The 25,090-nt window shown below is 72.4% G+C and carries 23 protein-coding genes; 10 read left to right on the top strand and 13 right to left on the bottom strand.

The features are described 5' to 3' along the window. Window positions 1–2: 2 nt before the first annotated feature. Complete coding sequence (locus tag AB0L37_RS19145) at window positions 3–650, bottom strand: TetR family transcriptional regulator (protein ID WP_365506346.1); 648 nt, start codon at window positions 648–650, stop codon at window positions 3–5. Between the two features lie 176 nt (window positions 651–826). Between AB0L37_RS19145 and AB0L37_RS19140 the strand changes: the two genes are divergently transcribed. From AB0L37_RS19140 to AB0L37_RS19130, 3 genes are read left to right on the top strand one after another with little or no spacing between them, the layout of a single operon-like run. After that, complete coding sequence (locus AB0L37_RS19140) at window positions 827–2,158, top strand: glycosyltransferase family 4 protein (RefSeq protein ID WP_365506343.1); 1,332 nt, start codon at window positions 827–829, stop codon at window positions 2,156–2,158. Then, the gene (locus tag AB0L37_RS19135; protein ID WP_365506340.1) at window positions 2,152–2,895 is read left to right on the top strand and encodes a class I SAM-dependent methyltransferase; all 744 of its coding nucleotides are present in this window, start codon (window positions 2,152–2,154) and stop codon (window positions 2,893–2,895) included. The genes AB0L37_RS19140 and AB0L37_RS19135 overlap by 7 nt, the downstream gene beginning before the upstream one ends. After that, window positions 2,892–3,965, top strand: coding sequence for a prenyltransferase/squalene oxidase repeat-containing protein (locus AB0L37_RS19130; protein WP_365506337.1), 1,074 nt, complete (start codon window positions 2,892–2,894; stop codon window positions 3,963–3,965). The genes AB0L37_RS19135 and AB0L37_RS19130 overlap by 4 nt, the downstream gene beginning before the upstream one ends. A 63-nt stretch (window positions 3,966–4,028) precedes the next feature. Here the strand turns inward: AB0L37_RS19130 and AB0L37_RS19125 are convergent, their stop codons facing one another. After that, window positions 4,029–4,325, bottom strand: coding sequence for a hypothetical protein (locus tag AB0L37_RS19125; RefSeq protein WP_365506334.1), 297 nt, complete (start codon window positions 4,323–4,325; stop codon window positions 4,029–4,031). A gap of 145 nt (window positions 4,326–4,470) precedes the next feature. On the opposite strand from AB0L37_RS19125, the gene AB0L37_RS19120 reads away from it, so the two are divergent. Next, the gene (locus AB0L37_RS19120) at window positions 4,471–5,022 is read left to right on the top strand and encodes a hypothetical protein (protein ID WP_365506332.1); all 552 of its coding nucleotides are present in this window, start codon (window positions 4,471–4,473) and stop codon (window positions 5,020–5,022) included. Between the two features lie 13 nt (window positions 5,023–5,035). Here the strand turns inward: AB0L37_RS19120 and AB0L37_RS19115 are convergent, their stop codons facing one another. The 6 genes from AB0L37_RS19115 to AB0L37_RS19090 form a co-directional block, all read right to left on the bottom strand. Then, the gene (locus AB0L37_RS19115) at window positions 5,036–5,461 is read right to left on the bottom strand and encodes a hypothetical protein (RefSeq protein ID WP_365506329.1); all 426 of its coding nucleotides are present in this window, start codon (window positions 5,459–5,461) and stop codon (window positions 5,036–5,038) included. Window positions 5,462–5,553: 92 nt separating this feature from the next. Further along, the gene (locus tag AB0L37_RS19110) at window positions 5,554–6,564 is read right to left on the bottom strand and encodes an LLM class F420-dependent oxidoreductase (RefSeq protein ID WP_365506326.1); all 1,011 of its coding nucleotides are present in this window, start codon (window positions 6,562–6,564) and stop codon (window positions 5,554–5,556) included. Between the two features lie 116 nt (window positions 6,565–6,680). Next, a complete protein-coding gene (locus AB0L37_RS19105; protein ID WP_365506323.1) occupies window positions 6,681–7,571 on the bottom strand; it encodes a DUF5336 domain-containing protein in 891 nt (296 codons plus the stop codon). A gap of 128 nt (window positions 7,572–7,699) precedes the next feature. Continuing rightward, the gene (locus AB0L37_RS19100) at window positions 7,700–8,632 is read right to left on the bottom strand and encodes an N-acetylmuramoyl-L-alanine amidase (RefSeq protein ID WP_365506808.1); all 933 of its coding nucleotides are present in this window, start codon (window positions 8,630–8,632) and stop codon (window positions 7,700–7,702) included. A gap of 121 nt (window positions 8,633–8,753) precedes the next feature. After that, window positions 8,754–9,422, bottom strand: coding sequence for a class I SAM-dependent methyltransferase (locus AB0L37_RS19095; protein ID WP_365506320.1), 669 nt, complete (start codon window positions 9,420–9,422; stop codon window positions 8,754–8,756). A 435-nt stretch (window positions 9,423–9,857) separates the two neighbouring features. Continuing rightward, window positions 9,858–11,588: an MFS transporter gene (locus tag AB0L37_RS19090; protein ID WP_365506318.1), complete on the bottom strand. Its 1,731-nt coding sequence runs from the start codon at window positions 11,586–11,588 to the stop codon at window positions 9,858–9,860. Between the two features lie 289 nt (window positions 11,589–11,877). Here AB0L37_RS19090 and AB0L37_RS19085 point away from each other — a divergent pair, with 289 nt between their 5' ends. Beyond that, window positions 11,878–14,061 carry an acyl-CoA dehydrogenase gene (locus AB0L37_RS19085; protein ID WP_365506315.1) on the top strand — a complete coding sequence of 728 codons (2,184 nt, stop codon included), beginning with the start codon at window positions 11,878–11,880 and terminating at the stop codon, window positions 14,059–14,061. 10 nt (window positions 14,062–14,071) lie between these two features. Here AB0L37_RS19085 and AB0L37_RS19080 read toward each other — a convergent pair whose 3' ends face one another. Both AB0L37_RS19080 and AB0L37_RS19075 read right to left on the bottom strand, forming a co-directional pair. Beyond that, window positions 14,072–14,647 (bottom strand): hypothetical protein, encoded by a 576-nt coding sequence (locus tag AB0L37_RS19080; RefSeq protein ID WP_365506312.1) that lies wholly within the window; start codon window positions 14,645–14,647, stop codon window positions 14,072–14,074. A 41-nt stretch (window positions 14,648–14,688) separates the two neighbouring features. Further along, window positions 14,689–16,077 carry a TerD family protein gene (locus AB0L37_RS19075; RefSeq protein ID WP_365506310.1) on the bottom strand — a complete coding sequence of 463 codons (1,389 nt, stop codon included), beginning with the start codon at window positions 16,075–16,077 and terminating at the stop codon, window positions 14,689–14,691. Window positions 16,078–16,187: 110 nt separating this feature from the next. Between AB0L37_RS19075 and AB0L37_RS19070 the strand changes: the two genes are divergently transcribed. The 4 genes from AB0L37_RS19070 to AB0L37_RS19055 all read left to right on the top strand — a co-directional run bounded on the left by AB0L37_RS19070 (window position 16,188) and on the right by AB0L37_RS19055 (window position 20,784). Continuing rightward, a complete protein-coding gene (locus AB0L37_RS19070; protein ID WP_365506307.1) occupies window positions 16,188–17,093 on the top strand; it encodes a LysR family transcriptional regulator in 906 nt (301 codons plus the stop codon). 63 nt (window positions 17,094–17,156) lie between these two features. Then, the gene (locus AB0L37_RS19065; RefSeq protein WP_365506304.1) at window positions 17,157–18,341 is read left to right on the top strand and encodes a CoA transferase; all 1,185 of its coding nucleotides are present in this window, start codon (window positions 17,157–17,159) and stop codon (window positions 18,339–18,341) included. Between the two features lie 7 nt (window positions 18,342–18,348). Then, window positions 18,349–19,533 (top strand): acyl-CoA dehydrogenase family protein, encoded by a 1,185-nt coding sequence (locus AB0L37_RS19060; RefSeq protein WP_365506301.1) that lies wholly within the window; start codon window positions 18,349–18,351, stop codon window positions 19,531–19,533. A 60-nt stretch (window positions 19,534–19,593) separates the two neighbouring features. After that, a complete protein-coding gene (locus AB0L37_RS19055) occupies window positions 19,594–20,784 on the top strand; it encodes a lipid-transfer protein (protein WP_365506298.1) in 1,191 nt (396 codons plus the stop codon). A 12-nt stretch (window positions 20,785–20,796) separates the two neighbouring features. On the opposite strand, the gene AB0L37_RS19050 is transcribed toward AB0L37_RS19055, so the two are convergent. Continuing rightward, entirely contained in the window at window positions 20,797–21,354 is a 558-nt protein-coding gene (locus AB0L37_RS19050) for a GNAT family protein (protein ID WP_365506296.1), read from the bottom strand. 135 nt (window positions 21,355–21,489) lie between these two features. Between AB0L37_RS19050 and AB0L37_RS19045 the strand changes: the two genes are divergently transcribed. Then, window positions 21,490–22,935 (top strand): MFS transporter, encoded by a 1,446-nt coding sequence (locus AB0L37_RS19045; protein ID WP_365506294.1) that lies wholly within the window; start codon window positions 21,490–21,492, stop codon window positions 22,933–22,935. A 265-nt stretch (window positions 22,936–23,200) separates the two neighbouring features. Here the strand turns inward: AB0L37_RS19045 and AB0L37_RS19040 are convergent, their stop codons facing one another. Then, entirely contained in the window at window positions 23,201–23,833 is a 633-nt protein-coding gene (locus AB0L37_RS19040; protein WP_365506805.1) for a response regulator transcription factor, read from the bottom strand. A 5-nt stretch (window positions 23,834–23,838) separates the two neighbouring features. Next, window positions 23,839–25,089 carry a sensor histidine kinase gene (locus AB0L37_RS19035; RefSeq protein WP_365506291.1) on the bottom strand — a complete coding sequence of 417 codons (1,251 nt, stop codon included), beginning with the start codon at window positions 25,087–25,089 and terminating at the stop codon, window positions 23,839–23,841. Between the last annotated feature and the right edge of the window lies 1 nt (window position 25,090).

Raw genomic sequence — 25,090 nt, 5'->3', positions numbered from 1 at the left:
GGTTATCGGCCCTCGGGCGCAGCGCCGCGTGCCGTGTCGGGCACCGTGAGGTCGATCAGCTTGCACACCGTCTCGATGTCGATCTTCACCTGGGCGATCGAGGCGCGCCCCGACAGCCATGTGATCAGCGCCGAGTGCCAGGTGTGCTCGATGACGCGGACCGCCGAGAGCTGGGCAGGGGTCGGGTCGTCGAGCTCCATCGCGTCCAGGATGATCGCCGTCGTCTGCCGCGAGACCTGGTCGACCTCGGGGCTGACGCTGCGGTCCGCGAAGGTCAGGGCGCGGACCATCGCGTCGGCCAGATGCGGCTCGCGCTGGAGCGCCCGGAAGGCCCGCATCAGCGTCTCGGCGACCCGCTCGGAGGAGGTGGCCCCGGCGGGCGGGCGCTTGCGGACCGTCGTGTGCATGTGCTGGAGCTGGTCCTGCATCGTGGCCACGAGGAGATGGACCTTGCTCGGGAAGTAGCGGTACAGCGTGCCGAGCGCGACCTGGGACGACTCGGCGACCTCCCGCATCTGCACCGCGTCGAAGCCGCCGCGCGCCGCCAGCTGGGCGCTCGCGTGCAGGATCCGGCGGCGCCGTGCCTCCTGCCGCTCCGTGAGCGCCGCGGCGCCCCCTTGTGCAGAGCTTCTCGCGTCCGGAGCTGTCATCTGTCCGCTTCCGTGTCCCGTGTCCCGGCCCGTGGCGTGAATCACCTGATCCGCCCGTCACAGGCCGGCTACCTGCCGGTAGATTCGATGCTCATTGAACGATCAAGTCTGAAACTTGTTCTAGATTAGCGCCCCAAGTAGTGTCCACGGGCAAGTAGGGAGAAGGGTGGCCTGGAGTGACCGCGGAGTCGTTGCGCATCGCTCTCCTCACGTACAAGGGCAACCCGTTCTGTGGTGGTCAGGGGGTGTATGTCCGCCATCTCTCCCGTGAGCTCGCCCGCCTCGGCCACCGCGTCGAGGTCATCGGCTCCCAGCCCTACCCCGTCCTCGACGAGGGCGAGGGCCTTGAGGGTCTCTCGCTCACCGAGCTGCCGAGCCTCGACCTGTACCGCAGCCCCGACCCCTTCCGTACGCCCAAGCGCGACGAGTACCGGGACTGGATCGACGCCCTGGAAGTCGGCACCATGTGGACCGGCGGCTTCCCCGAGCCGCTGACCTTCTCGCTGCGCGCCCGCCGCCATCTGCGCGAGCGCCGCGGCCAGTTCGACGTCGTCCACGACAACCAGACGCTCGGCTACGGTCTCCTCGGGGACATCGGCGCCCCGCTCGTGTCGACGATCCACCACCCCATCACCGTCGACCGGCAGTTGGAGCTGGACGCCGCCGAGAACTGGCGGCAGCGGATGTCCAAGCGCCGCTGGTACGCGTTCACGCGCATGCAGAAGCGCGTCGCGCGCCGCCTGCCGTCCGTGCTCACCGTCTCCGGCACCTCCCGCGACGAGATCGTCAAGGACCTCGGCGTGCGCCCGGGCCGCATCCGCGTCGTGCACATCGGCGCCGACACCGACCTCTTCTCGCCGAACCCGGCGGTGCCCGAGGTGCCGGGCCGCATCGTGACGACCTCCAGCGCCGACGTCCCCCTCAAGGGCCTCGTCTTCCTCGTCGAGGCGCTCGCCAAGGTGCGCGCCGAACACCCCGAGGCGCACCTCGTCGTCGTCGGCAAGCGCGCCGAGGACGGCCCGGTCGCGCAGGCCATCGAGCGGTACGGGCTCGAAGGCGCCGTCGAGTTCGTCAAGGGCATCAGCGACCAGGAGCTCGTCGACCTCGTCCGCTCCGCGCAGGTCGCCTGCGTGCCCTCGCTCTACGAAGGGTTCTCGCTGCCCGCCGCCGAGGCCATGGCCACCGGCACCCCGCTCGTCGCCACCACCGGCGGCGCGATCCCCGAGGTCGCGGGCCCCGACGGGGAGACCTGCATCGCCGTCCCGACGGGCGACCCGGGCGCGCTCGCCGCGGGCATCAACCGGCTGCTCGACGACCCGGTGCTGCGGGTCAGGCTCGGCGCGGCCGGCCGCACCCGCGTCCTGGAGCGCTTCACGTGGGCGCGCGCCGCGCAGGGCACCGCCGACCTGTACCGCGAGTCGATCGAGCGCGCCGGGCGCCCGACTCCCCGCCCCACGACCGCCGTTGTGACCGAAGAGACCCCCCAGGAAAGCAGGGCCACGTGCTGACCGTCGACTTCACCCGCTTCCCGCTCGCCGCGGGCGACCGCGTCCTCGATCTCGGGTGCGGGGCCGGACGGCACGCGTTCGAGTGCTACCGGCGCGGGGCGCAGGTCGTCGCCCTCGACCAGAACGCCGAGGAGATCGCCGAGGTCGCCAAGTGGTTCGCCGCGATGAAGGAGGCCGGTGAGGCCCCGGCCGGCGCCACGGCCACCGCGATGGAGGGCGACGCGCTCCAACTCCCCTTCCCCGACGAGTCGTTCGACGTCGTCATCATCAGCGAGGTCATGGAGCACATCCCCGACGACAAGGGCGTCCTCGCCGAGATGGTCCGGGTCCTCAAGCCCGGCGGGCGCATCGCCGTCACCGTGCCGCGCTACGGGCCCGAGAAGGTCTGCTGGGCGCTGTCCGACGAGTACCACGAGGTCGAGGGCGGCCACATCCGCATCTACAAGGCCGACGAACTCCTCGCCAAGATGCGCGAAGCGGGCCTCAAGCCGTACGGCACCCACCACGCGCACGCGCTGCACGCGCCCTACTGGTGGCTCAAGTGCGCGTTCGGTGTCGACAACGACAAGGCGCTGCCCGTGAAGGCGTACCACAAGCTCCTGGTCTGGGACATCATGAAGAAGCCCGCCCTGACCCGGGTCGCCGAGCAGCTCCTGAACCCGGTCGTCGGCAAGAGCTTCGTCGCGTACGCCACCAAGCCGCACCTCCCGAAGGACCCCAGCGGGGCCGCTGCGTGAGCAGTCCCGAGCGGACCGAACTCCTCGTCCTCGCAGGCGTCCTGACGGCCGATCAGGCCGCCCGCACGGTCGCGGGGATCCTCGCCGTGCAGCGCCCCGACGGCGCCATCCCGTGGTTCCGCCGCCACCACCTCGACCCGTGGGACCACACCGAGGCCGCCATGGCCCTCGACGTGGCCGGCGAGCACGAGGCCGCCGAGCGCGCCTACGACTGGCTCGCCCGGCACCAGAACGAGGACGGGTCCTGGTACGCCGCCTACCACGACGGCGACCCCGACGACGTCACCGACCGCGGCCGCGAGACCAACTTCGTGGCGTACGTGGCCGTGGGCGTCTGGCACCACTACCTCTCCACCGGCGACGACGCGTTCCTGGACCGCATGTGGCCCGTCGTCTTCGCCGCGATCGAGTGGGTGCTGCGGCTTCAGCAGCCCGGCGGTCAGATCGGCTGGAAGCGCGAGGACGACGGCACGCCCGTCGACGACGCGCTCCTGACGGGCAGTTCGTCGATCCACCACGCGCTGCGCTGCGCCCTCGCCATCGCCGAGCAGCGCGAAGAGCCGCAGCCCGACTGGGAGTTGGCGGTCGGCGCGCTGCGCCACGCGATCCGCCGCCACCCGGAGCGCTTCCTCGACAAGAACCGCTACTCGATGGACTGGTACTACCCGGTCCTCGGCGGCGCCCTGCGCGGGGACGAGGCGAAGGAGCGGATCGAGGCCGACTGGGAGAAGTTCGTCGTCCCCGGCCTCGGCGTGCGCTGCGTCGTCCCGAACCCCTGGGTGACGGGCGGCGAGAGCGCCGAACTCGCCCTCGCCCTGTGGGCGGTGGGCGAGTCCGACCGTGCGCTCACGATCCTTCAGGACATCCAGCACCTGCGGGACCCGCGGACCGGCCTCTACTGGACCGGCTACGTCTTCGAGGACCGGGCCGTGTGGCCGGAGGAACTCACGACGTGGACCGCGGGGTCCGTCCTGCTGGCGGTCGCCGCACTCGGCGGCGACGAGGCGACGTGCCATGTGTTCGGCGGAGAGCTGCTCCCGTCCGGCGTCGAACCGGATTGCTGCGCGTAGTCGCACGCAGGACTGCTCAGTTGCGGGAGAGACGAGTCGCCGAACCCTGGACCGTCGGTGACGTCAGTACCGCCTGAGCCGGTTCGCGACGGCGTGGCCGACGAACAGGTACACCACTGCCGCCAGGCCGTACCCGGCAACTACCCGCGCCCAGGCCTCGTCGAACGTGAACAGGTCGTGCGACCAGCCCGCCAGCCAGTTCGCCGCGTTGTGGATGAACTGCACCAGGTCGTTGCCCCGGTTCGCGTCCAGCAGATACATCAGGATCCACAGTCCGAGGATCAGGGCGAGGACGTCGGCGACGACCATGACGACCCGGCCCGCTTCGTTGGTGCCTCGGTAATGCCGATTCGCAGACATACGGTCCGGGTGTCCCGGATTCCGGCCGGGAAACGCCGTGGGACAAGGGCGGGACACGTTCGGGCTCGCCCGAGTGGCGCAGCCGCGGGGCCCGGGTGAGGCTGCCAGCAGCGCACTCGCCCCACCTGCCCCGGAGGTCCCCGTGGTGCCCACCTTCCCCCTGCCCGTACGCCGCCTCGTCGTGGCCGTGCTGATGTGCGGCGCCCTGCTGGCCGGCACCACCGCGTGCGGCGGCGGCGACGAGGACGCCGTGTCGTCCCCGTCGAGCAGCAGCTCGGCGGAGCGGCAGAAGTTCGCCAAGACCCGCTTCGTGGCGAACGCGGGCCTCGCGGCCGGCGCCACCTACCAGTGGATCGTGAAGCCCTGGCGTGCGGGCACCTTCAAGAAGGGCGCCGACGGACGCAAGTTCGCACTGATCAAGGCCGGCGTCGCGGGCGCCTTCACGTACAACAGGCTCAAGGCCGCCGTGAAGAACGCCGAGGGCGACCCGACCCTCTCCAAGGCGGTCGCGCCGCTCGCCGCCGGCATCGAGTCCCTCAAGGACCTGCCGAGCAAGCTCCGCAAGGGCGACGGCGTCGACGGGGTGGCCGGCTCGTTCGACGACATCATCAACAGCGTCAAGGACGCCGGGAAGAGCGCGGGCGCCGAGGTGACGAACAAGGTGCCGTCGGCTTCCCAGCTGACCTCCGGCTCGTAACCCCGCCGGGTGCTCAGTCGGCCGTGACACCCCAGTACGCGATCCTCGTGGGCCGCCCCTCCTCGTCGTGGAGCACCGTGCAGTTCCCGCAACCGCGCGCCGGATAGTCGAGGACGTCGGTGTCGAGGGCGGCCTCCCACTCGGCGTGGGTCGGGCGGCCACCGGGGCACCAGGCCCGTATCTCCGCGTCGGTCAGCGGTCTCATCACGGGGCCGGGGTCGCGGTCCGTCGCCTCGACCAGGCACACGAGGTCCAGGACGGTGGCCGTGCCCCCGGTGAAGATGTACTCGTGCCACTCCGGGTCGTCCCACAGCTCCTCGATCGTGCGGCCTGCGAACCCGTGGTCGTCCGCGGCCAGTTCCCGCTCCTGCTCGGCGCGGAAGGCCGCTGCCAGGTCCGCCTGATAGGCCCCCGTCGTCGCCCACGCATTGCCACCCATGGCCCCACCCCTCCCTCGGCGCGGCCGGTCTTCGGCCGTCGGGGAAACAGCGTACGAGCGCCCACTGACAACGCCCGGACGGAGCGCGGAGCTCAGGAGTTGAGCTCGGCGAGCACACGCAGGGTGTGCGGGTCGGGGGAGAGCACCAGCAGGTCCGTCACGGGCCCCTTGCGCCACAGCTCCAGACGCTCGGCGATCCGTTCCCTCGGCCCCACCAGGGAGATCTCGTCGGCGAACGCGTCCGGCACGGCGAGCACCGCCTCCTCGCGCCGCCCCTCGGCGAACAGCTCCTGGATCCGCCGGGCCTCCTCCGCGTATCCCATCCTTGCCATCAGATCGGCGTGGAAGTTGCGGGTGGCGTGCCCCATGCCGCCGATGTAGAAGCCGAGCATCGCCTTGACGGGCAGCAGCCCTTCGGCGACGTCGTCGCAGACCTTCGCGCGGGCCATGGGGGCGACGAGGAAGCCGGCGGGCAGGTCGGTGAGCGACGCTTCGTACACGTCGGTGCGCGTCGGCGACCAGTACAGCGGCAGCCAGCCGTCCGCGATCCGCGTCGTCTGCGCGATGTTCTTCGGCCCCTCCGCCCCGAGCAGGATCGGCAGGTCGGCGCGGAGCGGGTGCGTGATCGGCTTGAGCGCCTTGCCGAGCCCGGTCCCGTCGTCGCCGCGGTAGGGGAGGGGGTGGAACCGGCCGTCGACCTCGACGGGCCCTTCCCGCCTGAGGACTTGGCGTACGACATCCACGTACTCGCGGGTGGCGGTGAGCGGCGACTTCGGGAACGGCCGTCCGTACCACCCCTCCACGACCTGCGGCCCGGACAGGCCGAGGCCCAGCATCATGCGCCCGCCGGACAGATGGTCGAGGGTGAGTGCGTGCATCGCGGTCGTGGTGGGGGAGCGGGCCGCCATCTGCGCGATGGCGGTGCCGAGCCGGATCCGGCTCGTGTGCGCCGCGAACCAGGTGAGGGGGGTGAAGACGTCGGACCCCCAAGACTCGGCGGTCCACACGGAGTCGTAACCCAACTCCTCCGCGTGCTTGACGAGTTGGAGGTGATCGGGGTCCGGCCCGCGCCCCCAGTAGCCGAGTGCGATGCCGAGCCGCATGAGCGCCACCCCTGCCCGAAGTCACCTGATGGTCCGTCAGTTTCGGTGGGTGACTGTACGCGAAAGGCCCCTCGCCCGGAAGGTGGGCGAGGGGCCTTTACTGGCTGTGGGGTACGTCAGCCGCGCTGGATCCCCGTGGTGTCCTGGAGCACACCACGACGGCCGTCCTGCGTCTGGGCGACGAGGCCGGGGCCGCGCTGCTCGACGGCCAAGTACCAGGTACCCGGCGCCAGTTCGGCGATCGGCGTCGGGTTGCCGTCCTCCGCGTACAGCGGGCGCGGCACCGGCACCGCGAACCAGAACGGCGAGAAGTCGGCGGCCGGCTGACCGCCCTGCGACGGCTGCGGCGCGGGCGCGGCGGCCTGCTGCGGCTGAGCGCCGTACGGCTGCCCCGGACCGGGCTGACCGTGCTGCGCGGGCTGACCGTGCTGTCCCGGACCCGGCTGCCCCGGCTGCGCGCCGTAGGGCTGACCCGGCTGCTGGGCGCCCGGGTACCCGTAACCACCCTGCGGCTGACCGCCGTAGGGCTGCGGCTGCTGCGGACGCGGGGCGCCGACGAGGGCGCCCTTGAGAGCGGGGACCAGGGGGGTGGCGATGGCGGCGGCGGCCATGACCAGGGTGGCGATGAGGGCGAGGATGAGGCCGATGCCTGCGTCGATACCGCTGCCGCCGGAGCCCAGGTTGTCGACGCCGCTGGTCGGGTCGAAGATGTTGGCCAGCGCGCCCCAGGCGGCGAACACCGTTGCCGCCACGCCGAACTGGCCGAGGTCGAGGCCGGCGACCTTGCGCGGCTGCGGCAGTCCGCGGGCCACCACGATGAGCACGGCTCCGATGATCCCCGACAGGACGACGCTCATCAGGAACGGGCCGCTTTCCCAGCCGTTCGGGAACTCGACGCTGTCCGGGGCGTCGTCGGCGGAGTAGATATCGAGGAACGAGGCGATGAACAGCAACACCGCTGCTCCGATCACCACGCCGTCGCCTCGAGTGAGGGAGCGGATATTCACTTCAGGTCCTTCGTCAGTCGTCTCGTCATCGGTGGAGGCGGCGCCAAGCGCGGGGGTGGCCCCTCATCGTAGGGACGACACTATCGCCCCCCTACGACAGGTGTCTGCCGAGATCCATACGGTGACGGCTACCCGCGCAGGAAACTCACGATTCCCTCAGAGATGCCCTGCGCCGCCTTCTGCCGCCAGGAGCCGGAGGTCAGCCGGCCCGCGTCCTGCGAGTCCCGCATGTTGCCACATTCGATGAACACCTTGGGGACCGTCGACAGGTTGAGGCCGCCCAGGTCGGAGCGGGTGTCGAGGGCTGTGCCGCCGCCCACGTAGTTCGACGGGGGTTCGCCCGTGACCTGCAGGAACTTGCCCGCGACGCGCTCGCCGAGGTCGCGCGAGGAGGCGACGATCGGGCGGGTGTCCGCGGCGCCCGCGTGCACGGATGCGGGAAGGATCACATGGAAGCCGCGGTTGCCGGACGCGGAGCCGTCGGCGTGGACGGAGACGACGGCGTCGGCCTTCGCGGCGTTGCCGATCCGGGCGCGCTCGTCGACGCAGGGGCCCCAGGCCCGGTCGCCGTTCTGCGTCAACCGCACGGTGGCGCCCTGCTGTTCGAGGACGGTCTTCATGCGGCGCGCCACGTCCAGCGTGAACTGGGCTTCTGTGTAACCGGCGTTGGTGGACGTACCAGTGGTGTCGCACGCCTTGCTGCCGTTGCCGACGTTCACGGTGCGATTGATATCGGCCGTGTGCCGAAAGTTCCCCGGATTGTGACCCGGGTCGATCACGACGACCTTGCCCTTGAGGGGACCGGAGCCGCCGCCCGCGGGCTTCGAGGACGGGGAGGGCTTGCGGGTGGCCGTCTTCGAAGGGGACGGCGACGCGGACGACTTGGAGGGCCACGGCGACGGTTTCTTCGCGTCGTCGCTGGCCCCGGCCGCCGACGTGGACGACTGGCCGGGCGCCGGGAGCACCTTCGGCGGTGTGCTCTCGCCGGGGCCGCTCACCACCTGCCACAGCAGCCAGGCCGCCAGCGCCGTGGGCACGAGCGCGGCGAACGTGACCAGCACGGGCCGGCCACCGAACCGGCGGCGGCCCCCGGGGTCGCCGCCGCGGTAGTAGTCATCGAAGCCGTCGGCGTCATCTGGGTCAGGTCCTACGTACGACACGTCCCCGACCCTAACCGGGGGCTCAGATCCCCGCTCCCGTTCGCCGCAGGACGCGCAGCGAGTCGTGTGCCGAGACCTCGGTGAACGCGCCGGACGCGAGGGCCCGCTGGTACACGCGGTACGGGGCCTGTCCGGTCCACTCGTCGTGCTTGACGGGGAACACGTCGTGGATGAGGAGGAGTCCACCGTCGGCGACGTGCGGGGCCCAGCCCTCGTAGTCGGCGGTGGCATGCTCGTCGGTGTGGCCGCCGTCGATGAAGACGAAGCCGAGCTTGCCGCCCCACACCTTCGCGACCTGCGGTGACCTGCCGACGAGCGCGACCACGTGGTCCTCCAGGCCCGCCGCGTGCAGGGTCCGCCGGAAGGTCGGGAGCGTGTCCATCGCGCCGACCACCGGGTCGACGGTCTCCGGGTCGTGGAAGTCCCAGCCGGGCTGCTGCTCCTCGCTGCCGCGGTGGTGGTCGACGGTCAGGGCCGTCAGGCCTGCCGCGCGGGCGGCGTCGGCGAGCAGGATCGTGGAGCGCCCGCAGTACGTGCCGACCTCCAGGAGCGGCAGCCCGAGCGCCGTCGCCTCGACGGCGGCGGCGTACAGCGCGAGCCCTTCGCCGAGCGGCATGAACCCCTTGGCGTTCTCGAAGGCGGCGAGGATCTCCGGCGCGGGCTTGTGGCTTGTGGTGGTCATGGCGCTCATGCTGCCGTACGGGGACGAGGCAGCGGGAGCCGGGGACGTGCCCGCAGCGCGACGACGGCCGTCGCGGGGACGCCGGCGAGGGGCACCATCGGCCAGGGGATGCCGAGCCACACCGCCGGGAGGCCGATCCCGCAGCCGCGAGATGGGAAAGCACTGCCGCGATCAGGGAGGAGCACCAGCACCACGCCCGTGCACCGCACCCAGCTCGGCGACGTGTCCAGAGCCGTACGACCCGGAGCGCTGCCCCTGTGCGCCGTCGCTCTCGATCTCGCCCGCGTTGCCATCGCTCGCCCGCCCCCTTCTTCCTCCGGCATCGTCCGCCGGCCGGAAGCGGCAGGGGCCGGGGCCCGGACGGCAGAACGGGGCCGGTGCCGGTTTCCGTACCCCGGCAGTTCCGGCCCCGCTGCGCCCTGCCCGGGCGCCGTGCGTCGGGGGTTACCCGACGTGCTCGGCGACCGCCTCAAGTGCGAGGTCCACCTGCACCGGGCGGTTCTCGCCGTGGTGCGTGGCGGCCGAGGCGCGCGGCGCGTGGCCGGCGGCCGTCACCGCGAGGACGTAGGAACCGGCGTCCGGGACGTCGAGGGCGTAGTGGCCCTCGGGGTCGGTCAGGGCCGCGCCTGCCTGGCGGCCGCGGCGGTCGATGAGGGTCACCTTGGCGCGGGCGACGGGCATGCCCGCCGGGTCGACGACCTGGCCGCGGAAGTGGGCGAGGACCTCTTCGGCGTTCGCGATGTTGGCGTCCTCCTCGCTGCTGGCCCGCAGCTGCACGACGGCGACCTTGCGCTTCGGCAGGAACAGGGCGAGCACCACGCCGACCGCGACGGCCGCGGTGGCGATCAGGAACGAGACACGGAAGCCGTGCATCGTGGGGATCGCGACGCCGCCCACGTGGTTCGCCGTGTTGGCCAGGACCATGCCGATGACGGCCGACGACACCGACGTGCCGATGGAGCGCATCAGGGTGTTGAGGCCGTTGGCCGCGCCCGTCTCGGACGGGTCGACCGCACCGATGATCAGGGCGGGGAGCGAGGAGTAGGCGAGGCCGATGCCCGCGCCGACGACGACGGCGATGATGATCGTCTGCCAGGCGGCGCTCATCAGGCCGATGCCCGCGCCGTAGCCGATCGCGATGATCAGCATGCCGAGGATCAGCGTGAACTTCGGGCCGAACTTCGCCGACAGGCGGGCGTAGACCGGGGCGGTGAACATCATCGTCAGGCCCAGCGGCGCCACGCACAGACCGGCGACGACCATCGACTGGCCGAGGCCGTAGCCGGTGGCGGACGGGAGCTGGAGGAGCTGGGGCAGGACCAGGGAGATCGCGTAGAAGGCGACACCGACCATGATCGAGGCGAGGTTCGTGAGCAGGACCTCGCGGCGGGCGGTGGTGCGCAGGTCGACGAGCGGGGCCTTCAGGCGCAGCTCCATCGCGCCCCAGGCGAGCAGTACGACGAGCGCTGCGGCGAACAGGCCGAGCGTGGTGCCGCTGCTCCAGCCCCAGTCGCTGCCCTTGGTGATGGGGAGGAGGAAGAGGACCAGGCCGAGGGAGAGGCCGATGGCCCCGGCGACGTCGAAGGTGCCCTGCGCGCGCAGCGGGCTCTCCGGGACGAAGACGAGGGTGAGCACGATCGAGACGACACCGAGGCCGGCGGCGCCGAAGAACAGCGCGTGCCAGTCGGCGTGCTGGGCGACGAGTGCGGCCAGCGGCAGGGCGAGACCGCCGCCGACGCCGATGGACGAGGACATCAGGGCCATGGCCGAGCCGAGCTTCTCGCGCGGCAGCATGTCGCGCATCAGGCCGATGCCCAGCGGGATGGCGCCCATGGCGAAGCCCTGGAGGGCGCGGCCGACGATCATCACGAGGAGGTTGTCGGTGAACCCGCAGACCAGCGAGCCGACGACCATGATCGCGAGGCTGGTGAGCAGCATCCGACGCTTGCCCGCGAGGTCGCCGAGGCGGCCCATGATCGGGGTGGCGACGGCGCCGGCGAGGAGGGTCGAGGTCATGACCCAGGTGGCGTTGGAGGGCGCGGTGCTCAGCAGCTCCGGCAGGTCCTTGATCACCGGGACGAGCAGGGTCTGCATGACCGCGACGACGATGCCGGCGAAGGCGAGGATGGGGACGACGCCGCCTGTTCGGCGGGTTGGGGCCGTCGGCTGGGACATGAAGGGGGGCCTCCGGAAGGCTGTTTCGGGGGTCGGTCGCATGCACGGCGCTGTGCGGGGTGCGGGCAGGTTGCGTGTAAGCCGAACTTGTTTCCTCGGGCGACTATTCCGACGATCGTCGTACCAGCGGAAGTCTTGACCTTTTCATTACATGGGGCGCCGTTCGAGGTGATCTGCGCCTCATCGGTCCGCCGTGGATCTGCCGTGGATCCGCCGTCGATCCGCCTTTTCTGATATGGCGTCAGATTCGGTCTTCCGGTCTACTGGAACGTGTTCTACCGTGCGCGCCATGGGCATCGCCATCACGCAGGAACAGCGGGAACTCGCGGGATCCGTGCGCGGCTGGATCGCTCGCGCCGTCCCGCCCGAAGAGATACGCAAACTGCTCGACGCCCCGCCGGCGCCCGGCCACCGCCCCCTCTACTGGGACGGCGCCGCCGCGCAGGGCCTGCTCGGGGTGCACCTTCCCGAGTCGTACGGGGGCGGCGGCGGGACCCTGCTCGATCTCGCCGTGGTCGTCGAGGAGGCGGGGCGGGCGGCGCTGCCCGGGCCGTTCCTGGCGAGTGTGCTCGCGGCCGAGGTGCTGCGCCGGGCCGAGCGGCCGGAACTGGCGCGGAGTCTTGCCGAAGGCTCGCGGGTCGGGGCCGTCGCGTTCGGGCCGGGCGGGCTCAGCGCCGTCGCCGGGCCGGGCGGGCTCGTGCTCGACGGGACGGCGCCGCCGGTCCTCACCGGGGCCGACGCCGATCTCCTCGTCCTCGCGGCGCGGGGCGAGGGCGGCGTCGTATGGGCCGCCGTCGACGCGGGCACGGCCGGGCTCACCGTGCGGGCGCACGAGAGCGCCGACCCGACGCGGCCCACCGCCGAGGTCGTCGCGGCGGGCGCCGTCGTCCCGGCCGACCGGATCCTCCCCGTCGACGCCGGTCTCGTACGGGACGTCGCGGCCGTGCTGCTCGCCGCCGACGCGTGCGGGGGCGCCGCCTGGGCGCTGGGCACGGCGGCCGAACACGCCAAGGTGCGCGAGCAGTTCGGGCGGCCCATCGGACAGTTCCAGGGCGTCAAGCACCTCTGCGCCGACATGCTCGTACGGGTCGAGCAGGCCTGCGCGCTCGTGTGGGACGCGGCGCGGGCGCTGGCGGACGGGGCCGGCGCCGACGTACGCGGTCTGGTCGCCGGGCTCGCCGCGGGGGCCGCGCTCGACGCCGCGTACGGCTGCGCCAAGGACTGTGTGCAGATCCTCGGCGGCATCGGCTTCACCTGGGAGCACGACGCCCACCTCTATCTCCGCCGGGCCGTCGTCGCCCGGCAGCTGATCGGCGCCGGGGACGCGCACCGGCTGCGGGCCCTGCGGTTCGCGGAAGGCGGGGCGCGCCGCGAGCTGCGCCTCGACCTGCCCGCCGAGGCCGACGCGTACCGGGAGAGCGCCCGGGACGCGATCGACGGCGCCCGCGGACTCGACCCCGCCGCCGCCCGCCGCGCCCTCGCGCCCACCGGATACGCGGCCCCGCACCTGCCGCCGCCGTACGGCCTCGGCGCGGGACCGGTCCAACAGCTGGTGATCCAGGAGGAGTTGAGAGCGGCGGGGGTGAAGGTCAGCGACCTCGGCATCGCCACGTGGGTCGCCCCCTCCCTCCTCACCCACGGCACCGAGGCGCAGCGCGCACGCCACCTCCCCGCGACCCTGCGCGGCGACGTCCTGTGGTGCCAGCTCTTCTCCGAGCCGGGCGCGGGCTCCGACCTCGCCTCCCTGCGCACGCGTGCGGAACGGCTGCCGGACGGGCGGTGGCGGATCAACGGGCAGAAGGTGTGGACGTCCGCCGCGCAGTGGGCCGACCACGGCATCCTGCTCGCCCGCACCAACCCGGACGCGCCCAAGCACAAGGGCCTCACCTACTTCCTCGTCGACATGAAGCACACCGACGGCATCGACATCCGCCCGCTGCGCGAGATCACCGGCGACTCCCTCTTCAACGAGGTCTACTTCGACGACGTCCTGCTGCCCGCCGACGCGGTGGTCGGCGAGGTCGACGACGGCTGGCGGGTCGCCCGGCACACGCTCGGCAACGAACGCGTGCACATGGCCGACCAGTTGACCTTCGACACGGGCCTGGAGGCGCTCCTCGCCCGCTCGGCGGACCTCGACGACGCGTACCGGGCACGGATCGGCGCGCTCGCGGCGGAAGCGCACGCCCTCGCCTGCGTCGGCCTGCGCACGACGATGCGCCAGGTCGCGGGCGAGGAACCCGGCGCGGGCGCCTCCGTCCGCAAACTCGTCCAGACCCCGCACCAGCAGAAGATCGCCGAACTGGCCCTCGAACTCCTCGGCCCCGCGGGCGCCCTCCGCGAGGGCCCGGGCGAACGCGCCCTCCACGGCTTCCTGCTGTCGCGCTGCCTGACGATCGCCGGGGGCACGACACAGGTGCAGCTGAACGTGGTCGCCGAACGGATTCTGGGGCTGCCCAGGGACGCGGCCTAGGGGCCGGTGATCAGGCCGTCTCGAACACGCGGCGCACGGCGTCCAGGTCCACCGGCTGCTCGTAGTAGTCCTCGGCCCACTCGCGAAACGCCTCCGGGGTGCCCTCCAGGAGCAGTTCGAGGAGCCACTCCGCGCCGTCCGCGTCCTCCTCGTCCTCGGGGAAGGTGATGTCCCCGGTGTGCCACCGGGTGTCGTCGGCCGCGCGCCATAGGCAGCCGGTGACGCGCGGCAGGCCGCCTTCGTCCACGAACGCGGGCTCGTCCACGTACCGCTGGAAGGCCGCGGGGACCGTGTCGAGGACGCCCGGCCAGGGCTGATGGTCCTCGTCGCCGTACGGGCTCATCGGCGATTCGTGGCTGAAGACGCGTATGTAGGCGCCCGCGGGACCGAAGACGACGGACAGGTCGTCCCCCGATCCGTTGTCCACCGAGAAGACCTCCTCGGTCGGGCTCCAGTCCGCGGAGTACGAGTGGTACGCGTACTCGCCCGACGGGTTGATCAGCGCCTCCGCCGCCGCGATGGCACGGCACCGGGCGCGCAGGGTCGGGATGTCGGGAAGCCGGCGGGCGGCGTCTGCTGCGGTCATACGGAGATTGCAGCAGACGCCACTGGCAACGGCCGGACCCGTCAGTCCCTGCCGCGGCGGCCCCACCGTGACGCCTTGCGGATGTCGCTCACCACCGTCGGGGCCGGACCCGGAATCGGAGCCGGAGCCGCTGCGGGGGTCGAGCCGGGCTGCATGCCCTTGAGTTTGGCCCGCCAGGGGCCGTCCGCGCGTTCGAGGCGGATGACGGCCGGGCCCTCGGGCAGGGGGTGGGTCTCGCGGCGGGCGCCGATCTCGTTGATGAGGGTCTCGCCGCGCGGCAGGGTCGCCGGGTCGCCGTGGCCCTCGAACTCAAGGAGCTCGGCGATGAGGTTGTCGTCGCCCTTGTAGCGGATGTGGAAGTCGGCCGGGCCCGCGGTGTGCAGCAGCACGTCGGGGCCGCGCCACTCCAGCCACTCGTCCGTCAGCCGGTGCGCCGCCGCGAGCGGCAACACCCTTACCTGCCAGGGCCCTTCGGCGCGCAGGCGCAGCCGGAGCGGGCCGCGCTGCGGGACCACGGTCAGCAGGCGGCCCTGGAAGTCCTCCTCCGTGCTGTTGACGAGGGTCTCGCCCTCCTTGTTGCGCCAGTTCAGCGGGAAGAGGCCGGTGTAGCCGTCGCCCTTGATGCACAGCTCGACGACCACCGGGCCCGGCGGCAGGCCGTCCACCTGGATCACGTCGTTGTCGCGGCCGGTGAGCGTGTACGGCTCGAAGGCCGGGCCGAACGACCAGGCGTGGTCCGCCTGTTGGGGCGGCGGTGGGGCAGACGCCCGGGCCGGTATCGCGTCCGCCGGTGCCGGTGCCGGTGCCGGTGCCACCGCTGCCGGCGGCGCGAACGGCACCGCCTCCGGCACGGGCACAGGCGTCGGCACAGGCGTCGGCGCAGGCACAGAGACAGGCGCCGGAGCCGGAGGCGCCACCGCAGCCCCGGCCGCAGGAAGCGCCCCCACCCCGTGATCCCCCACCAGCCCGTCGAGCCCGTCGGCGTACCCCTGGCCCACCGCCCGGAACTTCCAGCCTCCGGCGCGCCGGTACAACTCCCCGAGCACCAGGGCCGTTTCGGCGCCGAGCTCCGCGGTCTCCACCTCGTAGCGTGCGACGGACGTGCCGTCCTGCGCGTACGCCTCCACCGACGGCACGCCCGTCTCGCGCACCGTGCCGCCCCGCGTGAAGCCGACGACGAGCACCCGCTCGACGTCCGCCGCGAGGCCGGGCAGCGTCGCCTCCAGCCAGACCGTGCCGTCCGCGCCCCCGGCGAGCCGCACGCCGCCCGACACGTGCGCGGGCGCCCCGTCGAACACGACGTCATGGTCCCCCCGGACCTTGCCGTCGGCCGTCAGGAGCAGCGCCGCTCCGTGCAGCCAGCTGCGGATCGCGATGCGCAACGGCACCGTCGGCACGAACGTGTTGGCCCCTTTGGTCAGATCCCCCACGGAAAAGCCCCCTCCACGTTTCCTTCACGTAGACATCACGCGACCGCCATGGCGATCTCCGAGCGGAGCATCCCATACGGCGACGTGCCGGGTGCACGTATCGTCGCCCCGTGGAGCTGAAACACCTCACCGGGTTCGTCGCCGTCGCCGAGGAACTGCACTTCGGACGGGCCGCCGAGCGCCTGCACATCGCCCAGTCCCCGCTCAGCCAGCAGATCAGGCTCCTCGAACGGGACCTGGGCGTACGGCTCTTCGACCGCACCACCCGCTCCGTCCGCCTCACCCCGGCCGGGCAGGCGCTGATCGAGCCGGCGCGGCGGCTGCTCGCCGACGCCGCCGCCCTGCGCCGCACCGTGCGCACCGCGCACCTCGGCGAGACCGGCCGCGTCACCGTCGGCTTCGGCGGCGCCAGCGCCTACGCCGCGCTGCCCGCCCTCACCCGCGCCGTGAACTCCGAACTCCCGGGCGTGGAGCTGGTGTTGGAGGGTCAGATCTTCACCGGCGAAGCGCTCGCCCGGCTCACCGACGGCACCATCGACCTCGGCGTCGCCGCCCTCCCGGTGCGGCGCGGGATCACCGCCCGGGTGGTGCGCGCCGAGCCGCTGGTGTGCGCCCTGCCCGAAGGGCACCGGCTCGCCGCCCGCGACGGCGTCACCTTCGCCGACCTCGCCGACGAGCGCGTCGTCACCTTCCCCGTGGCCCGCGGCTCGGCGGTCCGCGAGGCGATGGTGCAGGGCTGCCACGACGCCGGGTTCGCACCCCGGATCGCGCAGGAGGCCCCGGACTCGTACAACCTCCTCGCGCTCGTGGGCGCGGGCGTCGGCGTCGCCGTCGTGGTCGGCTCCGCGCGCTCCATCCACCTGGAGCACGTCGTGTTCCGGCCGCTGGTCGGGGAGGGTGTCCCGGTGCTGCCGATCGCGCTCGCCTGGCGGACCGGGAACGACAGCGCCGCCCTCGCCGCCGTCCTGGAGATCGCCGAGCGGGTCCTGCCGACACCGCCCGATTATGTGGCATAGCAGCTCACTGAGCGCCGGAATCAGTCTTGGACAGCACTTAATCGCGCGGGCAGAGTGATCGTCATGCCTGAGCCGACCGCGCGACAGTCCCCGGGTGCCGCCGCCCCGCTCGCCGGGATCAAGGTCGTCGACCTGTCCAAGATCCTCGCGGGCCCGTACGCCACCATGTCCCTCGCCGACCTCGGCGCGGACGTGACCAAGGTCGAGCACCCCGAGGGCGGCGACCCGACGCGCCGCTGGGGCCCGCCGTTCCAGGGCGACGACGCCACGTACTACCTGGCCGCCAACCGCAACAAGCGCTCGGTCACCCTCGACCTCAAAGCGGCGGAAGGCCGGGCCGAGGTGGAGCGCATGCTCGCCGATGCCGACGTCCTCGTGGAGAACTTCCGCCCCGGCTCGACCCTCGCCCGCCTCTTCGACTACCGCGAACTGACCGAGCGGCACCCGCGCCTGGTCGTCCTGCACATCTCCGCCTTCGGCGAGAGCGGCCCGCTGCGCGACGAGCCCGGCTACGACATGGTCGCCCAGGCCGCCGCCGGGCTCATGTCCCTCACCGGCGAACCCGACGGACCGCCCGTCAAGGCAGGCTTCGCGATGGGCGACCTCGGCGCGGCCCTCTTCGGTCTCATCGGCATCACCTCGGCCCTCGTCGAACGCGCACGCACCGGCCGAGGCCAGTACGTCACCACATCCCTCTACGAGACCCAGCTCGCCCTGCACGCCAACTGGGCCACCGCGCACTTCGCCACGGGGGAGCGCCCGACCCGCCTCGGCTCCGGACACCCCAGCCTCGTCCCGTACCAGGCGTACGAGGCCGCCGACGGCCACTTCGTCATCGCGGTCGGCAACGACGCACTGTTCCGCAGACTGTGCGAGGCCGTCGGCCTGCCCGCGTTCGCCGACGACGAGCGCTTCGCCACGAACGCCGCCCGCGTCGTCAACAGGGCAGCGCTCAACGCGGAGTTGACGCGGGTCCTGGCGCGGCGCACGGTCGGCGCATGGTGCGACACGTTCAAGGAGGCGGGGGTGCCCGCCGCGGCCATCCGCCACCTCGACGAGGTGTACACCTGCCCGCAGACCGAGGCGCTCGGCATCGTCCAGGAGGTCGACCACCCGACGGCAGGACGCCTGCGCCAGGTCGCCTTCCCCGTCAGCTTCAACGGCGTACGCCCCGCCGTACGCACCGCACCCCCCACCCTCGGCCAGCACAACGACCGTACGCATCTCCGTACGCAGCAAGGAGTTTGAGGACACCATGCCGTTCCCCGCGCTCGACCCGACCGACCCGCTCAACCTGGAAGCCCTCCTCACCGACGAGGAGCGCGCCGTGCGCGACACGGTCCGCCAGTACCTCGACGACAAGGTCGAGCCGCACATCGCCGACTGGTTCGAATCCGGCGAACTGCCCGCCCTGCCCGAACTCGCCCGCGACTTCGGCAAGATGGGCCTGCTCGGCATGCACCTGGAGGGCTACGGCTGCGCCGGGATGTCGGCCCGCGCGTACGGGATCGCCTGCCGCGAACTGGAGGCCACCGACTCCGGCCTGCGCTCCTTCGTCTCCGTCCAGGGATCGCTCGCCATGTTCGCCATCCACCGCTTCGGCTCCGAGGAGCAGAAGCAGGAGTGGCTGCCGAGGATGGCGGAGGGCTCGGCCATCGGCTGCTTCGGCCTGACCGAGCCCGACCACGGCTCCGACCCGGCGTCCATGACGACGCGGGCCCGCCGCGACGCTTCCGGGGACTGGATCCTCGACGGCCGCAAGATGTGGATCACGAACGGTTCGGTCGCGGCCGTCGCCGTCGTCTGGGCGCAGACCGAGGACGGCGTACGGGGATTCGTCGTCCCCACCGACAGCCCCGGCTTCTCGGCGCCGCTCATCAAGCACAAGATGTCGCTGCGCGCGTCGGTGACCAGCGAGCTGGTCCTCGACGGGGTGCGGCTGCCCGCTTCCGCGCGGCTCCCCGAGGCGCGCGGCGTCGGCGCCCCGCTCACCTGCCTGAACGAGGCCCGGTACGGGATCGTGTGGGGCGTCACCGGCGCGGCCCGCTCGGCGTGGCAGTCGGCGCGCGACTACGCCTTGCAGCGCGAGCAGTTCGGCAAGCCGATCGCCGGGTTCCAGCTCACGCAGCAGAAGCTCGTCGACATGGCCCTCGAACTCCACAAGGCGACGCTGACGGCCCTGCACCTGTCGGCGCTGAAGGACTCGGACGCGGGCGTGCACCCGGCCCAGATCAGCTTCGGCAAGCTGAACAACGTCCGCGAGGCCATCGAGATCTGCCGCACCGCCCGCACCATCCTCGGCGCGAACGGCATCTCCCTCGAATACCCGGTGATCCGCCACGCCAACAACCTTGAGTCCGTGCTCACTTACGAGGGCACGACCGAGATGCACACCCTCGCCCTCGGCCAGGCGCTGACGGGGCTCGCGGCCTTCCGTTAACCGGCGCGCCCTGCCAGTATCTGACGAGTCGTCAGATACTGGCAGGAGGGCTGTGCAGCCATGAAGTCGTACATAGTCGGCGTCGGCATGACCAAGTTCGAGAAGCCCGAGAGCCGTGACTGGCAGTACTGGGACATGGCGAAGGAGGCGGGAGGCGCGGCGCTCGCCGACTCGGGGATCGCCTACGAGGACGTACAACAGGTCCCCGTCGGCTACTGCTTCCAGGCGTCGACGGCCGGTCAACGGGCGGTGTACGAACTGGGGTTGACCGGCATCCCGGTCTACAACGTCAACAACAACTGCGCCACGGGATCCACCGCGCTGATGATGGCCCGCCAGTTCGTCGAGGGCGGGATCAGCGACTGTGTGCTGGCGCTCGGGTTCGAGAAGATGAAGCGCGGCGCGCTGGGCGGGGGAGCGGACGGCGGCGACTTCAGTACGTCCCCGGTGGCCCGCCACTACGGCATCATGGCCGCCCGGCACGGCTTCGAGATGTCGCCGCCGACCGCCCAGATCTTCGGCGACGCGGCCCGTGAGCACATGGAGAAGTACGGCACGACCGAGGCGCAGCTCGCCGCGGTCGGCGCCAAGAACCACCGTCACTCCGTGAACAACCCCTACGCCCAGTTCCAGGACGCGTACACCGTCGACGAGATTCTCGCCGCGAAGGCCATCCACGCCCCGCTGACGAAACTCCAGTGCTCACCGACGTCGGACGGCGCCGCCGCGGCCGTCGTCGTCTCCGAACGCTTCGTGGAGGAACGGGGGTTGGGGGAGAAGGCCGTCGAGATCGTCGCCCAGTCGATGACCACCGACACCGAGGAGTCCTTCGCGTCGGGGTCGTGCATCGACGTCGTCGGACAGCCCATGTCCCGGGAGGCGGCCCGCCAGGTCTACGAGGCGTCGGGCCTCGGCATCGAGGACGTGGACGTCATCGAGCTCCACGACTGCTTCTCCGTCAACGAGTTGCTCACGTACGAGGCGCTCGGCCTGTGCGGCGCGGGCGAGTCGGGCCAACTCGTCGAGTCCGGCGCGACGACCTACGGCGGCCGCTGGGTCGTGAACCCGTCCGGCGGCCTGATCTCCAAGGGGCATCCCCTCGGCGCCACCGGCATCGCCCAAGCAGCCGAACTCACCTGGCAGTTGAGGGGCGAGGCGGGCGCCAGGCAGGTCGAGGGCGCGCGCACCGGGCTCGCCCACAACATCGGGCTCGGCGGGGCGGCGGTGGTGACGCTGCTGCGCAAGCGCTGAGCCGCGTCCCGGTCAGCGGGCCCGCCACTCCTCGGCGAGGAGGCCCATGACCACCTCGTCCCGCCAGACCCCGTCGTGCAGCTCGACCTGCCGGCGCACGCCCTCGACGGTGAACCCGATCTTCTCGTAGACGTGCCGGGCCCGGTGATTGTCCGCGTACGCCTCCAGGCCGATCCGGTGCAGCCCGGCCGTCTCGAAGCCGTAGCCGACGATCAGCCGCGCGGCCTCCGTGCCCACACCGCGGCCGCGGCCGCGCGGGCCGATGAGGGTGCGGAAGGTGGCGTGGCGGTGGTCCGGGTCCCACTCGTTGAGGACGACCTCGCCGACCAGCTCGCCGGTGACCCGGTCCGTCACGGCGAGGTCGAGCCGGTCGTCCTGGTCGGACCGCGACCCGTACCAGGCGCGCAGCCGCTCCGCACCGAAGGAGGCCGGGCCGCCCGTGAACCGGACCACCTCGGGGTCCTCGATGATCACGGCCATCACCTCGGCGTCGTCCTCGGTGAACGGGCGCAGCACGGCTCTGGCGCCGGTCAGGACGGGTTTCGCGGCGAAGGGGGTGGCGGAGGTCATCCGGGGAGTCTGTGCGATCGGCGACCGGCGGGCAACGGGGTTTCCCGGCAGTCCGGGTCCTAGGACCCGCGTCCTATGGCCCGTGCACCGAAATCCTGATGTACGGGGTGCCGCCGGGCTGGGACCATGACACTCATGCTGCATTCGCCTCCCGCGTCCGACGCCGATCCCCGTACCGCGATACGCACCCGCCCGACCCCGCCCACCTGGCTCGTGGTGGCCGTCGCGTGCGCCGGGCAGTTCCTCGTCGTCCTCGACGTCTCCGTCGTGAACGTCGCGCTGCCCTCCATGCGCGCCGACCTCGGGATGAGCGCCACCGGCCTCCAGTGGGTCGTGAACGCGTACTCGATCGCGTTCGCCGGATTCATGCTGCTCGGCGGGCGCGCGGGCGATCTGTTCGGGCGCAAGCGGATGTTCCTCGTCGGGCTCGGCCTGTTCACGCTCGCCTCGCTCGCGGGCGGGCTCGCGCAGTCCGACTGGCAGCTCCTCGCGGCGCGCGCCGTACAGGGCCTCGGCGCCGCCGTCCTCGCACCCTCCACCCTCACGATCCTCACCTCGGCCGTTCCGGAGGGCGCCGCACGGGCCCGCGCCATCGCCACGTGGACCGCCGTCGGCGCGGGCGGCGGCGCCGCCGGCGGACTCGTCGGCGGCGTTCTCACCGAGGGCCTGAACTGGCGCTGGGTGCTCCTCATCAACGTTCCGCTCGGCGCCGTCGTCCTCGCGGCCGCCGCCCGCTGGATCCACGAGTCCCGCGCCGACGGCGAACGCCGCCTCGACCTGCCGGGCGCCCTGCTCGTGACGGCCGGCACGGCGCTGCTCGCGTACGGCATCGTGCAGACGGAGGCGGAGGGCTGGGGCGCGCCGGCGACCCTGGTCCCGTTGGCCGTCGCCCTGGCGCTGATCGTGCTGTTCCTCGTCGTCGAAGCGCGGACGCGACTGCCCCTGATGCCGCTCGGCCTGTTCAGGGTGCGGTCGGTGGCCGCCGCGAACGCCGCGATGTTCGTGTGCGGCATGGGCTCGTTCGCCATGTGGTTCTTCATGACCCTGTACGCGCAGAACGTGCTCGGCTACACCCCGATCGAGGCCGGCCTCGCCCTCGTCCCCAGCTCGCTCGCGGTCGTCGCGGGATCGAAGTTCGCGCCGCGCCTGATGCCGCGGTTCGGGGCGCGGAACGTGGCGACGGCCGGTGTCCTCGTGACCGCCGCCGGGTTCGCCTGGCAGTCGACGATGACCGCGGACGGCTCGTACGTGACGACGATCATGCTGCCCGGGATCGTGATGATGGCCGGCGCCGGGTTCGCGATGACGCCGCTCGCCTCGCTGGCGACGTCGGGGGCGGCGGCGCGCGACGCGGGTCTCGTCTCGGGCCTGGTCAACACGTCGCGGACGCTGGGCGGGGCGCTGGGGCTGTCGATCCTGTCGACCGTCGCGGCGAGTCGCTCCGCGGGTTCGGCGGATCCTGGGGCGCTGACCCGTGGCTATGCGGGGGCCTTCCAGGCGGGGGCCGGGATATTGCTGGTCGCCGTCCTGGTGCTGCTGGTGTGGATGCCGCGTACATCACGCTCTGTCAGCGCCGGTTGAGCGCCGGGTCCGGGGCAGGGCCTCCGGGCCTCAGTGCCGTTGCCGGGTGGGGATGTGATCGCGGGTGCTGGATCGTTGTGGCTGGTCGCGCAGTTCTCCGCGCCCCTTACGGGGCTGGGCACATCAAGCCCCTGCGGCGATTGAGCAGCGGGGGCCGGGGCAGAGCCCCGGGGCCTCCGCTTCGTTGCCGGGTGCCGTGCCGCGGGGGCTGGTCGCGCAGTTCCCCGCGCCTCAAAAAGTCCCGGCTGCCCTCCAGCCGGGTCTATCAGAGCCAGCCCTGCTGACGGGCTTCCCGGAGGGCCTCCGCTCTGTTGCGGGTGGAGGTCTTGCCGATCGCAGCCGACAGGTAATTGCGGACCGTCGACTCGGAGAGGTGGAGCCGCGCCGCCATGTCGGAGACGGTCGCCCCGTCGGCGGACGCGCGGAGTACGTCAGCCTCCCGCGCGGTCAACGGACTCGGCCCGGCGGAGAGCGCGGCCGCGGCGAGCGCCGGGTCGACGACCGTCTCGCCGCGCAGCACCTTGCGGATCGACTCGGCCAGGTCCTCGACGGGCCCGTCCTTCACCAGGAACCCTGCGGCCCCGGCCTCCATCGCCCGGCGCAGATACCCGGGCCGCCCGAACGTCGTGAGGATCAGGACGCGGCAGTCCGGGACCTCGTCCCGCAACTGGGCCGCCGCGTCGAGGCCGGTCATGCCGGGCAGTTCGATGTCGAGGAGCGCCACGTCGGGGCGGCACTCGAGCGCCCGGCCGACGATCTCGTCCCCGGAGGCGACCTGCGCGACGACCTCCAGGTCCGCCTCCAGGCCGAGCAGCAGCGCGAGCGCGCCCCGCATCATGCCCTGGTCCTCGGCGAGCAGCACCCGCACACTCTTGGCCGGACGGTGGTCCTGCGGCATCTCTGTCACAGGGCAGAGGGTACGGGGAGCGCGGGCGCCTCTCCCTGTGCGACGGGCAGTTCGGCCCGTACCGTGAACCCGCCGCGCGCCCCGGGCTCCGCCACCAGCGAGCCCCCTGCCGTGGCGAGCCGCTCGGCGAGGCCCTTCAGGCCGGTGCCCCCGATGCCCGGTGCGGCGGGCGCCGCGCCCGCGCCGACCCCGTCGTCCGAGATCCGCAGCCGCACCCGCTCCGCCGCCCCCTCGACGGAGATGGTGCACGACGTGGCCTCGCTGTGCCGCACCACGTTGGTGACCGCCTCCCGCACCACCCAGCCGAGCAGCGCTTCCGTCTGCGCCGACAGCGGCGGCCCCGACAGCCGTACGACCGGCTCGACGGCGGCGGCCGTCAGGGCCGAACGCGCCCGGTCCAGCTCCGTGGCGAGGCTGCCCTCGCGGTAGCCGGTGACCGCCTCACGGATCTCGGTGAGGGCCTGCCTGCCGACCGCCTCGATGTCGGAGACCTGCTCCAGGGCGGCCTCGATGCTGCGCGGCGCGAGCCGCCGTGCCGCCTCCGACTTCACCACGATCACCGACAGCGTGTGCCCGAGCAGATCGTGCAGGTCGCGGGAGAAGCGCAGGCGCTCCTTCTCCACGGCCTGGCGCGCCAACTCCTCGCGGGCGTCGCGCAGTTCACGTACGGTCTCGGACAGGGACAGGATCGCCGCGGTCACCATCGTGGACAGGAACGTGCCGTACGCGACGCCCACCGCGTCCCAGCCCTCGCGCAGCCCGGCCACGGCCCCCGCGAGCACCGTGAGGCCGAGCCCGATCTTCCCGAGGTACCGGCCGCGGGCGACGGCCCCGACCGCGAGCCCGAGCAGCGGGAAGAGCGCCAGCCAGGCCCCGCCGTACGTGCCGGCGAGCGCGCACGTCAGCAGGGTCATCGCGCCGACCGCCCCGCGTGTCGACGTCGCCTGCCGTGTCTGCCGGTGGAACGCCCTGAACACCACATACACGTAAAGGGAGTTGAAGACGAGCAGTCCCGCTCCGCCGACCCACGGGTGCGGGGTCTTGCCCTGGACGAGGTTCGAGGCGGCGCCCAGGCCCATCAGGAGCCACGGAAGGAGCGCGAAGCCGGTGGGCGGCGGGCCAAGCTCCTCGGCCGGCCTGCCGTGCTCGCGGCGGTACGCCTTCATCCGCGCGTGATCGGCCTTCCACTCGTCCCGCGCCAGCTGCCAGGACCGCCACCCCTGCACAGCCCTCTGCATCCTCGTCATG

Origin of the sequence: Streptomyces sp. NPDC052225 (assembly GCF_040679615.1) — a bacterium.
Taxonomy (GTDB): Bacteria; Actinomycetota; Actinomycetes; order Streptomycetales; family Streptomycetaceae; genus Streptomyces.
This window is presented reverse-complemented; position numbering and strand designations above follow the sequence as displayed.